Annotated in this window: 14 protein-coding genes; 10 read left to right on the top strand and 4 right to left on the bottom strand. The window is 70.5% G+C overall.

Features of this window, described 5'->3' with window-relative positions:
- Positions 1-28: 28 nt before the first annotated feature.
- A complete protein-coding gene (locus KHU32_RS13665; protein WP_213670631.1) occupies positions 29-1,252 on the bottom strand; it encodes an ABC transporter substrate-binding protein in 1,224 nt (407 codons plus the stop codon).
- Positions 1,253-1,327: 75 nt separating this feature from the next.
- Here KHU32_RS13665 and KHU32_RS13660 point away from each other — a divergent pair, with 75 nt between their 5' ends.
- The 4 genes from KHU32_RS13660 to KHU32_RS13645 all read left to right on the top strand — a co-directional run bounded on the left by KHU32_RS13660 (position 1,328) and on the right by KHU32_RS13645 (position 4,988).
- On the top strand, positions 1,328-2,011 hold the full coding sequence (locus KHU32_RS13660) for a GntR family transcriptional regulator (RefSeq protein WP_213670630.1): 684 nt from the start codon (positions 1,328-1,330) through the stop codon (positions 2,009-2,011).
- Between the two features lie 2 nt (positions 2,012-2,013).
- Positions 2,014-2,769, top strand: a complete 756-nt coding sequence (locus tag KHU32_RS13655) for an SDR family oxidoreductase (protein ID WP_213670629.1) — start codon at positions 2,014-2,016, stop codon at positions 2,767-2,769.
- Between the two features lie 47 nt (positions 2,770-2,816).
- Positions 2,817-3,878 carry a ketopantoate reductase family protein gene (locus KHU32_RS13650; protein WP_213670628.1) on the top strand — a complete coding sequence of 354 codons (1,062 nt, stop codon included), beginning with the start codon at positions 2,817-2,819 and terminating at the stop codon, positions 3,876-3,878.
- 141 nt (positions 3,879-4,019) lie between these two features.
- Complete coding sequence (locus KHU32_RS13645; protein ID WP_213670627.1) at positions 4,020-4,988, top strand: tripartite tricarboxylate transporter substrate-binding protein; 969 nt, start codon at positions 4,020-4,022, stop codon at positions 4,986-4,988.
- 1 nt (position 4,989) lies between these two features.
- On the opposite strand, the gene KHU32_RS13640 is transcribed toward KHU32_RS13645, so the two are convergent.
- Together KHU32_RS13640 and KHU32_RS13635 are read right to left on the bottom strand one after the other, a co-directional pair.
- Positions 4,990-6,336 carry a DUF5666 domain-containing protein gene (locus tag KHU32_RS13640; RefSeq protein WP_213670626.1) on the bottom strand — a complete coding sequence of 449 codons (1,347 nt, stop codon included), beginning with the start codon at positions 6,334-6,336 and terminating at the stop codon, positions 4,990-4,992.
- On the bottom strand, positions 6,333-7,148 hold the full coding sequence (locus tag KHU32_RS13635; RefSeq protein WP_213670625.1) for a DUF6502 family protein: 816 nt from the start codon (positions 7,146-7,148) through the stop codon (positions 6,333-6,335). The genes KHU32_RS13640 and KHU32_RS13635 overlap by 4 nt, the downstream gene beginning before the upstream one ends.
- Positions 7,149-7,259: 111 nt before the next feature.
- On the opposite strand from KHU32_RS13635, the gene KHU32_RS13630 reads away from it, so the two are divergent.
- The 3 genes from KHU32_RS13630 to KHU32_RS13620 all read left to right on the top strand — a co-directional run bounded on the left by KHU32_RS13630 (position 7,260) and on the right by KHU32_RS13620 (position 10,694).
- A complete protein-coding gene (locus KHU32_RS13630; protein ID WP_213670624.1) occupies positions 7,260-8,015 on the top strand; it encodes a sensor histidine kinase family protein in 756 nt (251 codons plus the stop codon).
- The gene (locus KHU32_RS13625; RefSeq protein WP_213670623.1) at positions 7,988-8,971 is read left to right on the top strand and encodes a Bug family tripartite tricarboxylate transporter substrate binding protein; all 984 of its coding nucleotides are present in this window, start codon (positions 7,988-7,990) and stop codon (positions 8,969-8,971) included. The genes KHU32_RS13630 and KHU32_RS13625 overlap by 28 nt, the downstream gene beginning before the upstream one ends.
- A 79-nt stretch (positions 8,972-9,050) precedes the next feature.
- Positions 9,051-10,694 (top strand): flavin-containing monooxygenase, encoded by a 1,644-nt coding sequence (locus KHU32_RS13620; RefSeq protein WP_213670622.1) that lies wholly within the window; start codon positions 9,051-9,053, stop codon positions 10,692-10,694.
- Between the two features lie 59 nt (positions 10,695-10,753).
- Here KHU32_RS13620 and KHU32_RS13615 read toward each other — a convergent pair whose 3' ends face one another.
- On the bottom strand, positions 10,754-11,542 hold the full coding sequence (locus tag KHU32_RS13615; protein ID WP_249681024.1) for an SDR family NAD(P)-dependent oxidoreductase: 789 nt from the start codon (positions 11,540-11,542) through the stop codon (positions 10,754-10,756).
- 120 nt (positions 11,543-11,662) lie between these two features.
- On the opposite strand from KHU32_RS13615, the gene KHU32_RS13610 reads away from it, so the two are divergent.
- The 3 genes from KHU32_RS13610 (at position 11,663) to KHU32_RS13600 (ending at position 13,451) form a co-directional block, all read left to right on the top strand.
- Positions 11,663-11,974, top strand: coding sequence for a hypothetical protein (locus KHU32_RS13610; protein ID WP_213670621.1), 312 nt, complete (start codon positions 11,663-11,665; stop codon positions 11,972-11,974).
- A 64-nt stretch (positions 11,975-12,038) separates the two neighbouring features.
- The gene (locus KHU32_RS13605; RefSeq protein ID WP_213670620.1) at positions 12,039-13,019 is read left to right on the top strand and encodes a Bug family tripartite tricarboxylate transporter substrate binding protein; all 981 of its coding nucleotides are present in this window, start codon (positions 12,039-12,041) and stop codon (positions 13,017-13,019) included.
- A 189-nt stretch (positions 13,020-13,208) separates the two neighbouring features.
- Entirely contained in the window at positions 13,209-13,451 is a 243-nt protein-coding gene (locus KHU32_RS13600) for a LuxR C-terminal-related transcriptional regulator (protein ID WP_213670619.1), read from the top strand.
- The last annotated feature ends 28 nt before the right edge of the window (positions 13,452-13,479 follow it).

The raw sequence follows: 13,479 nt of genomic DNA, 5'->3' as shown, positions 1-13,479 counted from the left end.
CCAGTGCCGGCGGCCCCATTTCAGGTCATCAGCGGAAGGTGCAGGCGTTCTCTTCGGCCGTGGCCGCGATCGCATCCAGCGGCTCGTCCGGCCCCGGCACCGCCGGGCCCGACCGGAAGATGTCCCAGCGGTTGCGGACCTCGCGCGCCGGCAGCGCGGTGATGGCGTAGGCCTCCTGCATGAGCTGGTGGTCGCGCTTGCGGAAATAGCCCTCGCGGCCCTTCAGGATGTCGACCCGGCCCTCGCCCTCGAAATACTCGACGATCTTGATGCCGTCCGTGCCGCGCGTCTCGGTCATGGCGCGGGCCATCAGTTTCACCGCCAGGTAGTCGCCCCAGGCCTGATTCTCGGGCGGACGGTTGTACTTCGCCGTGAAGGCGCGGACGAAGGTCTGGGCGGAGGGTGCCTGGATCAGGTGGTGCCACATCACCGGCCAGGTGCCGAGGAAGTTGCCCTGGCCCGCGCCCCAGGCCAGCGCCGTGTCGAAGCCGAAGCCCGCGACGGGGAATTGCAGCCCGAACTCCGAATACTGCTTGAGGAAGTTGGTGATCTGCGCGCCCGCGAGGTTGGCCACCACGAGGTCGGGCCGCGCCTGGCGGATCTTCAGCAGGAAGGGCGAGAAATCCGTGAGGTCGGTCGGGATCAGGTCCTCGCCGGAGATGGTGCCGCCATTCTCGGTGAGGAAGCGCCGGGCCACGCGCAGCAGGTCATGGCCGAAGGCGTAGTCGGCGGTGAGGGCGTAGGACTTCTTGCCGCGGACCAGCCCGCCCGCGACAAGCGCGCGGCCCACCGTCTTCACGTACATCGAGTTCTGGCCCTCGACGTGGAACATGAAGCGCTGACAATCCGAGCCGCGCAGCGTGTCGGAATTGGCGCCGGTGTTGATGAAGAGCACGCGCTCGCGGGTCACCACCTGGGCGATGGCCAGGGCGGTCGCGGAGTTGATCTCGCCCACGATGGCGGCCACGCGGTCGCGCTGGACGAAGCGTTCGGCCTTGGCGCTGCCGGTCTGCGGATTGACGCTGTCCTCGAAGAGGATCTCCAGCCGCTTGCCGTTGATGCCGCCGGCCGCGTTGATCTCCTCGCCGGCGAGCGTCGCGGCCTGCACCGCGTATTCGCCGAGCGGGCCGAGGAAGCCGGTGCGGGGCGTGAGGTGGCCGAGGCGGATGACGTCGGACTGGCCGTAGGAAATCGACGGGGCGGCAAGGCCCAATGCGGACGCGGCAAGGATGCCGCGGCGGGTCATGGACATGATGGTCTTCCCTTCGTGTGTCGGCTGTTGCCGCCGACTGTGATCACGGTTCATAGTCGCGCAGGAAGCGCACCCTTGTCCAGCACCCAGAAACCGAGCCCCCCGACGAAGGGCGACACCGCCTACGACCGCATCGCGGCGCTGCTCACCTCAGGCCACGTCGGGCCGGGCGAGCGGCTCTCCCTGCGCGACCTCGCCGAGCGCCTCGGCACCTCCACCATGCCGATCCGCGCCGCCGTGAGCCGGCTGGCCGAGGATGGCGCGCTGGAGGTCTCGCCCAACCGCGCCGTGCGCGTGCCGGTGATGTCGCGCGCGCGCTTCGAGGAGCTGGCCGATCTCCGGCAGGAGATGGAGGGCCTGGCCGCCGAGCGCGCGGCCCTGGCCGCGACGAAGGCCGACCTCTCGGCCATCGCGAAGATCGAGCGCGCCTTCGCCGCCATGGTCGCGAGCCGCGAGCCCGACGGGGCCAAGGCCGTCGCCCTCAACCGAGACCTGCACTTCGCCATCTATGCCGCCGCGCGCATGCCGCTGCTGGAGGGCGCCATCGAACGGCTCTGGCTGCTCGCGGGGCCGGTGCTGAACCTCGACATGCGCGGCGACCCGCGTCGCCTCGCGCACACGCCGGCGCCGCGCTACCACGCCGCCGCCCTGGCCGCGCTTCGCCGCCGCGACGGCGCGGCCGCCCGCGCCGCCATCGCCGGAGACATCGCCGACGCCGCCGCCTTCATCCTGGCGCGCGGCGTCCTGAGGGAGGATTGACCATGGAACTCGGATTGCAGGGCGCGCGCGTCCTGGTGACGGCGGGGGCGGGCGGCATCGGCCGCGTCGTGGCGGAAGCCTTCCTCGAGGAAGGCGCCATCGTCCATGTCTGCGACGTGGACGACGCGGCGCTGTCGACGCTGCCCGCCGGCATCACTGGCGAGCGCTGCGACGTCTCGGACCGCGCGGCGGTGGCGAAGCTCTTCTCCGGCATCGGCGAGCTCGACGTGCTCGTGAACAATGCCGGCATCGCGGGGCCGACCGGCCTCGTGGAGGAGATCAACCCCGAGGATTGGGACCGCTGCCTCGAGATCTGCCTCACCGGGCAGTTCAACGTGGCGCGCCTCGCCATCCCGCTGCTGCGCAAAAGCAGCAACCCCTCGATCACCAATCTCTCCAGCGCCGCCGGCCGCTTCGGCTTCGGCCTGCGCGCTCCCTATGCGGCGGCGAAATGGGGCGTGATCGGCTTCACCAAGTCACTCGCCATCGAGCTCGGCGGCGCCGGCATCCGTGTGAACGCCATCCTGCCGGGCCTCGTCGCCGGCGACCGGCAGCGGCGCGTGCTGGAGGCCAAGGCCCAGGCGCGCGGCACGCCCTATGCCGAGGTGGAGCGGCAGGCCATGGCCTATGCGAGCGTGAAGGAATTCGTGACGGCGCGGCAATTGGCCGACCAGATTCTGCTGCTCGCCAGCACGCGCGGCCGCACGACCAGCGGCCAGGCGATCGGCATCGACGGTGATTTGCAGATGCTCTTTTGAAGGACTAGCGTTTTCCCCGAAAAAGAAATGAACGGGGAATACGATCCATGGGCTATCGCATCGCCATCGTGGGCGCGGGCGCGGTCGGCGGCTATGCCGGCGCGTATATGGCGCAGGCCGGCGAGGACGTTACCTTCATCGACATGTGGCCGGAGAACGTCGAGGCCATGCGCAGCAAGGGCCTGCGCATCACCCATATCCGGGACGTGCCGGAATTCACCGTCCCGGTGAAGGCCATCCACCTCACCGAGCTGCAGAATACGGTGAAGCAAAAGCCTTTCGACATCGCTTTCATCTGCGTGAAGTCCTACGACACGGCCTGGGCGACGACGATGATCCAGCAGTACCTGTCGCCGGGCGGCTTCGTCGTCAGCCTGCAGAACTGCATGAACGAGGAGACGATCGCGGGCATCGTCGGCTGGGGCCGCACGCTGGGCGCCATCGCGAGCTCCATTACCGTCGAGCTCACCGAGCCCGGCCATGTGCGCCGCGCCTCCGGCAAGGGCGGCAAGGCGCACACGGTCTATCGCGTGGGCGAGGTGCATGGCCGCATCACCGAGCGCGCCAAGGAGATCGGCCGGCTGACGGCGCTCTCCGACAGCACGCATGTCACGCCCAACCTCTGGGGCGAGCGCTGGTCCAAGCTGGTCACGAATGGCATGGCGAACGGGCTTTCGGCCTGCACGGGGCTGATCAGCAAGGACATCCTGCTGAACGACACGCTGCGCCGCTTCGGCGCGCGGCTGGGCGCCGAGGGCGTGCGCGTCGGCCAGGCGCTGGGCTACGAGCTCGAGGAGATCCATCACATGGATCCCGAGATCATCGCCGGCGCCGGCGAGGGCAATGCCGCCGCCACCAAGGAATACGACGAGCACCGCATCGCCGAGGCCAATAAGGGCGGCGGCGCACACCGCCCCTCCATGGGGCAGGACATGGTGAAGGGCCGCCGGACCGAGATCGAGTTCATCAACGGCTTCATCGTCGACAAGGCCAAGCCCCTCGGCATCGCGACGCCGGCCAATGCCGCGCTGACCGAGATCGTGAAGCGCGTGGAGCGGGGCGAGATCGCGCCCGATCCCCGCCATATCCTCGAGCTGCGGCTGAACTAAGCCGCGGCGATCGCCCGGCCGGTGGGCCGGCCGGACGGCAGTGCTGACTGATCGATCGCCTCGCGCCCCGGATCCACGGAGCGCGGGGCGGAATAAGGGCCACGACGGATCAACCGCGGGCCGATACAGGAGGAACACGTCATGCGCCGTCGCGCCATCCTTGCGGGCCTGCCGCTGGCCCTAGCCGCCCCGGCGGTCCGGGCCCAGTCGCCCTATCCCAACCGTTCCATCACGCTCATCGCGGCGGGCGCCGCCGGCGGCCCGACCGACACCATCACCCGCATCGTGGCTGACAATCTCGGCCGCCATGTCGGCCAGGCGGTGGTGGTGGAATCGATCGGCGGGTCGGTCATCGGGCCGCAGCGCCTCGCGACCTCGCGGCCCGACGGCTACACGCTGATGATCAACAATATCGGCATGGCCGCCAGCGCCACGCTGTACCGCCGCATGCCCTATGACGTGCTGGCGAGCTTCGCGCCCCTCGGCCTCGTTTCCGACGCCGCGATGACGGTCATCACCCGCCCCGACTTCCCGGCCGAGGACCTGCGCGGCGTCATGGCCCGGCTGGCGCGGGACGGGGATGCGATCAACCTCGCCACCGCGGGCCTCGGCTCGGCGGCCAATCTCTGCGGGCTGCTGGTCCAGGGCGCGGCCGGCAAGCAGGCGACGGTGGTGGTCTTCCGTGGCACGGCGCCGGCCATCGCGGAGCTGATGGCCGGCCGGATCGACATCCTCTGCGACCAGGCGACGAACACCGTGCCCTATATCCGGGACGGCCGTGTGCTGGTGCATGGCGTCAGCAGCCCGGCGCGGCTCCCCGGCCTGCCGAACGTGCCGACGACGACCGAGGCCGGCTTTCCCGGCATCGCCATGTCCACCTGGCACGGCATGTACGCGCCGGCCGGCACGCCGGAGCCGATCCAGGAATTCCTCTCCACCGCGCTGCGCGCCGCCCTGCACGAGGAGCGGCTGAAGCAGCGCTTCGCCGAGCTGCTCACCGATCCGGCGACGGATGAGCGCGCCAGCATCGCCTTCCACCGGCGTTTCCTGGCCGAGGAGGTGGCGCGCTGGCGGCCGATCATCGAGGCGACGGGCGCCTACGCAGACTGATTCAGCGCGGGCGGCCGGGAAAGCCGCCGCCCGGCGGCGGACCGCCCTGGAAGCCGCCCCCCTGGACGTTGCCGGGGAACGCACCCGGCGGCATCGGCCGGTCGTCATTGTCCGGGCGGTCGCGCCGGTTGCGGTCGGTTGGCCGGCTCCGCGGCGTCGCATTGCCGTCCCGGCCGGCGGCCTCGGTTCCGGCCCTCTGGCGGCGGTCGAAGCGGCGATCGGGCATGGGCGCGAGCTCGCTGCGCTGCCCGGCCGGATTGCCGGGAAGGGCGCCGGGCATCGGCGCCTGGCGAAGCGCGCCCAGGGGGCCGCCGGTGATCGGTGCGCCGGCCGTGTCGCGAAGGCCCGAGGCCGCGACCTCGCCGCCGGGCTCCGGCCGCAGCTCCACCACGCCGCGCCGCGCGCCGAAGGGCGCGATGCCGGCCGGCGCCCGTGCATGGAGCGCCGAGCCCAGCATGACGGTTCCGTCGCCCAGGCTGAGATAGCCCTCGAAGAAGAAGCGGCTATAGGCGGGCCCGAACCAGTCGGTCGGGTCGCGCAGGAGCAGGTCCGGCACGACGGCGATGGGGAGGAGCACGCCGTCCTGCACCAGGCCGGTGGCGATCACCGGGCCGGGATCGGGCAGCAGCAGCCCGGGCTCGGCACGGATCGGCAGGTTGCCGATGCTGGTCACGCCGTCGCGGCGCTGGAGCACGCCATAGACCGTCACCGTGCGCGGGGCGCCCGCGGGCCGGGGATCGATGCGCGAGGCGATGACGCTGCCATCCGGCCCGCGCAGGCCGCTGACCATCACGGAATCGCCGACCTGCCAGCCGGTGCCGCCGGGCACGGCGCCGACCAGCGTCACCCGCTGCCCCGCGACGCGCAGGCTGCCGGGCCCTACCGCCTCGACGGGGCCCGAGACCTCGTAGCGCACGGCCACCCGGCGCGCCTTCAGCGCCCCCTCTTGCTCGCTGGCCGAGATGACCACCACCTGGCCCACGCGCAGCGCGTCGGGCGGCGTCACCACGTCGCCGAAGACCACGGGGACGGTCTGGTCGTAGCCGATATGCAGGCCGTTCACGCAGATACTGGCGAAGCCGGTGACCACGCCCACGATCCCCGTGCCGCCGATCCCCCGGTCGCCCTCCTCGGCGCTGGCGCGCTGGCCGGTGCCGCCGATCCCGCGATCGTCGGAGGCCAGTTGCGGCATGGCCGTCCGGGCAGGGGGGCCGCCATTGGGGCCGATGCGGCAGGTCTCGGCCGTGCCGGCCAGGAAGGGGGAGTGCGTCGGTGGCGGCGTGGTGCGGTGCGAACAGGCGCCGACGGACAGCAGCAACAGCGCGGCGAGGAATTTCGTGGAGTTCAAGCCTGTTCGTCCTCGCCGTAGAGGTAGATGCCGAGATTCACCCGCCGTGTCGGCGCGCCAGGCACCTTTTCCTCATCTTCGACGAGCGAGAGCGCCAGCCGGTTGAGATCCACCAGGAGTTGCTGGGCCGCCGCCCGTCCGGCGGCCTCCAGCTTCGCCGCCGCCTCCGGGGAGAGGCGGTCGTAATGCAGGCTGCGCTCCAGGAAGGGCGGCGCGCCGGCGGCGGAGACATTCGCCGCGGCGGCGGCCACGTGGTCGTGCAGGTTGCGCGAAAGATAGAACAGCCGGGCCTCGCCGCCCTCGCGCGGGACGAAGGCGGCGACGTTCAGCCGGATGCGCTCGTCGTGGTCGATCGTCGCGATGCCCTGCGCGATCCAGTTGTCCAGCACGGTGCGGGGCCGCAGGTCGGTCGTCACGCCCGCCACCAGCGCATCGAAGCCGGCGCGGGACAGGGGCAGGGGGTCGCCCCCCTCATCCGTGGTCTCGGGCAGGCCCAGCCAGCGGGCGATGAGCTGGCTGTTGAGCGTCACCACCGCGGGCGGAGCGTCGTCGCCGGGCTCCGCGGCCTCGCGCAGGCGGCGGATCTCCTTTCGGTGAACGCCGGTCAGCAGGGTCAGCCGGCTGTCGGTGGGCGGCCGGCCGTCGGGCGAGAGGTCCTTCGCGGCCGTCTCGACGTAGAGGCACCGCAGCATCTCCGCGCAGACGGGGAAGGTGACGCCGGCGCGGATCAGCAGGCGCACCAGCGGCCGCAGCGGCCGGCGAAGGGCTCGCAGCAGGGCTTCGGCGGCGGGAGGGGAGGGCAGGTCGCTCACGTCGGCGTTACGCCTAGCACGGATGAATTGTGGGAAAAACACCCACATTCGCCTTTACGTGGGAAAAATTCCCACGTATCCCGATCGCATCACCATGACGGAGTCACGCAATTGACCCCCCTTCAGGCCTGCTTCGCCCATGCCGATCAGCCGCTCTGGTCCCTGGCCCTGAACGCGACCGGCGGCGAGCCGCCCTCGGGGGACGAACTCGCGCTGCGCCTGCTTCGCCATCACACCAAGAACGCCCTGCAGCGCATCCTTTCGGAGGTGGTGCTGATCGACGACGCCCGCCTTTCGCGGGAGAGCAGCCGCCTGCTGCGCGACCTGGAGCGGCGCATCATGCTCAGCGCCGCGATCTCCGATGCGCTCTTCGGCCTGACCGGGGCGCCGCAGCCCATGGAGGAACGGCTGCGGACGCTCTGCAAGGGCACGATCGAGCTGCTGAGCGATCCCGACCAGATCATCCGCCTCGACATCGAGGTGGGCGGGGACTGCCCGGAGCATCTGCGCGAGACGGTGCTGCGCGGCACCAACGAGATGCTGGGCAATGCCATCAAGCACGGGCTGCACCAGCGCATGCTGGGCCGGCTCACCGTCCGCCTGATCGTCGGCCCGCGGGAGACGCGGCTGACGGTCGAGGATGATGGCTGGGGCTTCTGCGCCGGGCGCGAGGGGGGCGAGGGGCTGGGCCTGACCCAGGCGCTGGCCGAGCAGCATGGCGGCAGCAGCAGCCTGCGGCGGGTCGGCGACACCACGCGGGCGGAGATGAGCCTGCCGAACGTCAAGCTTGAAATCCGTGAGGAAAAAGCGCGACGCTCCCGCAAAACCGGGAGGCCTTCATGGACCAAGTCGCGCGCCGAGCCCTGATGGGCCTCGGCCTGTCCGCCTGCACCCTTCCTGCCCTGGCCCAATCCGCCGTCAACTGGCCCGACAAGCCCTGGCGGGTGCTGGTGGGCGGCGCGCCGGGCGGCGCCAGCGACATCTTCATGCGCATCCTGGAGCCCTATCTCCGCGAGAATCTGGGCCCGCACGGCTTCTGGCTCGACAACCGCCCCGGAGCGGGCGGCATGTTGGCGGCCGAGATCTGCGCCCAGGCGCCGGCCGATGGCTACAACTTCCTGGTCAACCACATCGCCAGCAACGGCATCGGGCCGCATCTGCACCGCCGTCCGAATTTCGAGCCCAATCGCGACCTGACCGGCGTGGCGCGGATCGCCGCGATGCCCAATACGCTGATCGTGCTGCCCTCCCGCGGCTTCCGCAACGTGGCGGACCTCGTGGCCTATGCCCGTGCCAATCCCCGATCCGCCACCTTCGGCTCGGCGGGCGTGGGAACCTCCTCGCATCTGAGCGGCGTGCTCTTCGGCCAGCGGGCGGGCGTCGAGGTGACGCATGTGCCTTATCGCGGCACCGCGCCGAACATGCAGGCCGTGCTGGCCGGGGAGATCCTCTTCGCGATCGACAACGCCCCCGCCTCGGCGCAGCAGGTGCGGGCCGGGATGCTGACCGCGCTGGCCGTCAGCTCGGCGCAGCGCTGGTCGCAATTCCCCGATGTTCCCACCATTCAGGAGAGCGGCGTGCCGGATTTCGACGTCGCCTCCTGGTACGGGCTGGCGGCGCCCTCCGCCACGCCGCGGCCCATCGTAGAGAAGCTGGGGGCCGCGATCCTCAGCGCCCTGGCCGATCCGGCGACGGTGGCGCGGCTGAGGGAGTTCGGCGCCGACCCCTGGCCGGCCGGCCCCGCGGATTATCAGGCCTTCATGATCGCCGAGGAGCGCAAATGGGGCCCGATCGTCCGCGCCGCGGGGGTGACGATCAACTGATTTCCACGCCGGCCGGATGCGGGGTTGCGGCCGGGGCGATCGGGGCGTCAAAATCCGTGAAAACGGAGGTGAACGATCCATGCCCGACGTGAATAGCGCGAGCCCCGCAGCCGAATTCGACGCCATCATCATCGGCGCCGGCTTTTCCGGCCTCTACCAGCTGCATTGCCTGCGCGACCGCCTCGGCCTCAAGGTCCGCGTACTGGAGGCGGCCGAGGGCATCGGCGGCACCTGGTACTGGAACCGCTATCCCGGCGCGCGCTGCGATTCCGAGAGCCATTCCTACTGCTACAGCTTCTCCGACGAGCTGATCCGCGACTGGGAATGGTCCGAGCGCTATCCCGAGCATCCGGAGATCCGCCGCTATCTCAACTTCGTCGCCGACCGCTTCGACCTGAAGCGCGACATCCAGCTCGGCACGCGCGTGGCGGGCGCGAGCTTCGAGGCGGCGACCAGCCGCTGGATCATCCGCACCGAGGCCGGCGAGACCTTCAACGCGCAGTTCCTGATCACGGCGGTGGGCTGCCTCTCCTCGGCCAATGTGCCGAAGATCCCGGGGCACGAGGACTTCAAGGGCGACTGGTACCACACCGGCGAATGGCCGCATGAGGGCGTGGATTTCACGGGCAAGCGCGTGGGCCAGATCGGCACGGGCTCCACCGGCATCCAGGCCGCCCCGGTGATCGCCGCCCAGGCCGCGCGCCTCACCGTCTTCCAACGCACGCCCAACTACAGCGTGCCTGCGCATAACGCGCCGCTGACGGCCGAGTTCAAGCAGCAGGTGAAGGCGAACTTCGCCGATATCCGCCGCACCATGCACTCCACCACCAACGGCCATCCCTTCACCATCGAGGAGCGCTCCGTCTTCGACGTCTCCCCCGAGGAGCGCGAGGCGGTCTACGAGAAGGCCTGGGCCAAGGGCGGCCTGCAGTTCCGCTCGAATTTCCGGGACATTACGACGGACCTCGACGCCAACAGGACGGCAGCCGAATTCATCAAGGGCAAGATCCGCTCGATCGTGAAGGATCCGGAGACGGCGGCGAAGCTGGCCGAGATCGACCATCCCTATGCGGCCAAGCGCCCGCCGATCGACAGCTTCTATTTCGAGACCTTCAACCGCGAGAATGTGGAGCTCGCGGATATCCGCACCGATCCCATCGACCGGATCACCGAGAACGGCGTCCGCCTGCAATCGGGCAAGGAATATCCGCTCGACATCCTCGTCTTCGCGACGGGCTTCGATGCCATGACCGGGCCTTTCCTGCGCATGGACATCCGCGGCCGCGACGGGCTGACCCTCGCCGAGGCCTGGGAGGCCGGGCCGCGCACCTATCTCGGCCTGAACGTGAAGGGTTTCCCGAACCTCTTCACCATGACCGGGCCGGGCAGCCCCTCGGTGCTCTGCAACATGCCGGTGCCCATCGAGCAGCATGCGGAGTGGATCGCCGACTGCATCGCGCATATGCGCCGCGAAGGCATCGCCACCATCGAGGCGACCGAGGAGGCGACGGAGAACTGGGTGTCCGAGGTGAACCGTGCGGCCGAGGCCACGCTGCTGCCGCAGGCCTCGAGCTCCTGGTATCTCGGCGCGAATGTGCCGGGGAAGCCGCGCGTCTTCATGCCCTATGCGGGCGGCATGGCGACCTATCGCGCCATCTGCGACGAGGTGGCGGCGGAAGGTTATAAGGGCTTCGAGCTGGGCAAGGTCGCGGCGCACGCGTGAGGGAAGGCGAGGGGGTGCTGCCCCCTCGATCCCTGTCAGGGCTTTTGGCCCGTAAAAAACTAGGCCGCGTTGCCGCGGGCAGGCGGTAGGCCGCCGTAGCTGGCCCAGGAGGGGGCCACCAGCCAGCCGGCATCCACCGGCAGGTCGATCCCGGTGATGGCGCGCGCGGCCTCCGAGGCCAGGAAGCACACGGCCTCGGCCACATCCTCCGTCGTGATCATCCGGCCGAGCGCGCTCGTCTCCTCCAGCAAGGCGGGATCGCGCTCGCCCGCCTGGATGGCCGAGGCCATGGCCGGCGTCATGGTGAAGCCCGGCGAGACCGAGTTCACCCGCACGCCCGAACGGCCCCATTCGCCCGCGAGGCAGCGCGTCATCTCGATCACCGCCGCCTTGGCCGGTGCATAGGCGTGCAGCGGCAGCCCGCGCGAGCCTGAGATGGAGGCGATGGTGACGATGCTGCCGCGCCCCCGCCGCGCCATCCGCGCCCCGAAGGCCACGGCGGAGAGATAGGTGCCGATCTGGTCGATGTTCACGACCTGATGGATATCCGCCTCCGGCAGATCCTCGGCCCGCAGCGGGCGCTGCAGCACGCCGGCCGAGGTGACGAGGATCTCCACCGGGCCGAGCGAGGCCTCGATCTCGGCGGCCGCGGCCTCGTTGGCGGCCTGGGTCGCGACGTCGAGGGCGAGGGCATGCCCGCCGATCTCCCGGGCCAGGGCTTCGGTGCGGGGAAGGTCGCGGTCCGTCACCGCCACTTTCGCGCCGCGCGCGGCCAGCAGGCGGCAGCAGGCGGCGCCGATGCCGCTGGCGCCGCCGGTCACGACGGCGACCTTTCCTTCTAAGCTCATGATGACCCTCCCTCTTCTTGGCCCGCAGCGTTCCATGGCGCAGCGGCTGCGTCCATCGCGGCGGTTGGCGGGCGCGGCCATCGGGCGCATAGCTCTGGGCCAATCGGGAAGGACGCGAAGATGGACAAGGAAGAGCTGACGGCTTGGGCGCTGGCCAATGGCTGGCAGATGGTCGCGGGCATGCCGAGCCTGATGAAGCCCACCGCGCCCAAGGAAGCGATCGTGCGGATGTCGCTGAAGGCGACGGTCGTGAACGTCGAGGTGAAGAAGCCGGCCGGCAAGTGGGAGAAGATCGCGGGCAAGCCCTATGGCGAGGTGCAGGCCGATCCGGAGACGGGCCTGCCGCTCGGCCTGAGCTTCGAGTCCATCCCGGGCTTCACCCGGCTGATGGAAGTGAACAAGGACCGCATGGTCTTCGCACGCATGAAGTGACGGCGGCGCGCGGCTGCGGCATCCTCCCTCCATGGCCCGAAGAGGCCGCCTGGAGGGACTTCCCATGATCGAACCGCGCCGCCGCCCCTTGGTCGCCGCCACCCTGGCCGGGCTTTCGATGCCCGGCATCCTGCGTGCGCAGGAGGCCTTCGGCTCGCGCCCCATCACGCTGATCGTGCCCTCGCCGGCGGGGGGCGGCACCGACTACAGCGCGCGCCTGGTCGCCGAGCCGCTGGGCCGCGCGCTCGGCACCACCATGGTCGTGGAGAACCGCACGGGCGGGAACGACGTGGTCGGCCTCACCGCCGTCCTCAACGCGCGTCCGGACGGGCACACGCTGCTCTGCGGCTATTGCGGGACCATGGCGGGACGCGCGGCGGTGGGCGGGCTGGGCTCCATCGTGCCGATGCGCGACTTCCTGCCGGTCGGGCAGATCACCGACACGCCGCAGCTCTTCGTCACGCATCCCACCGTGCCGGTGAACAACCTTCGCGAGTTCGTGGACTTCGCGAAGGCGCGCCGCGGCGAGGTCACCTACGCCTCCGCCGGCGTCGGCTCCATGCATCACATGGGCGCCGAGCTGCTGAAGCTGCGCGCGGGCATCGACATGCTGCACGTGCCCTATCGCGGCACGGGCGAGACGATCCGCGACCTGATCGCCGGCCGGGTGCAGTTCTACATGAACTCCCCGCCGCCGCTGACGCCGCTGGTGCGCGACGGGAAGCTGCGCGCCTTGGCCGTCAGCTCCAACGAGCGGCATCCGGGACTGCCCGACATCCCCTCGGCCGGCGAGCAGGGCTATCCGGACATGGCGCTGAACGTGTGGTTCGCGATCTACGCGCCGCGCGGCACGCCCGAGGCGGTGACGCGGCTGGTCAGCGCGAAGCTCGACGAGGTGCTGGCGGATCCGGCGCTGCGGCGCCGTGCCTTCGAGGCCGGCGCGCTGGTGGCGCCGCTCGGTCCCGAGGCCATGGCGCAACGCTTGGCGCGGGAGACGGCCGGCTGGGCCGAGGTGGTGCGGGCAGCCAATATCAGCGCGGGGTAGCCTCCTCGAGGACGGCGTCGATGTCGGGCTCGGGCTGACGGCCACGAGCCCGCCCGACGGCTGAATCGAAGCGGCGCGCCCGCCTGGATCGCCAAGGCGATCGTCGATCGGTCGTGTTGGCCAGCGGCCCCCTCTCCGAGGAAGAGGCCGCCTGACTGCCGGCCATCCTCCGGCGTGCCGGCCCCCCAGATGAACGACCTCGCTGCGGCGCTGGTGAGGGGCAAGGCCAATATCGGCCTTGGGCCCGACATCGGCCCGCGCACCGTGGAGGTGTACCGAGCCCATCTGATGGAGAAGCTCGGGGTGCCTGGCCTGCCGGAGGCGGTCCGGATCCGGGCTCGTGGGCGAGCCCTGGAGAGGGGTGCTTCGCAATCCGGCACACTCAATGCAGGGCGGGCAGTCAGGTCGCCATATGCGATTTCTCATCGTTAATTTGTGTGATCTACAAAAAATTCCACGA

Source organism: Roseococcus pinisoli (assembly GCF_018413645.1).
In the GTDB taxonomy this organism is placed as follows: Bacteria; Pseudomonadota; Alphaproteobacteria; order Acetobacterales; family Acetobacteraceae; genus Roseococcus; species Roseococcus pinisoli.
This window is presented reverse-complemented; position numbering and strand designations above follow the sequence as displayed.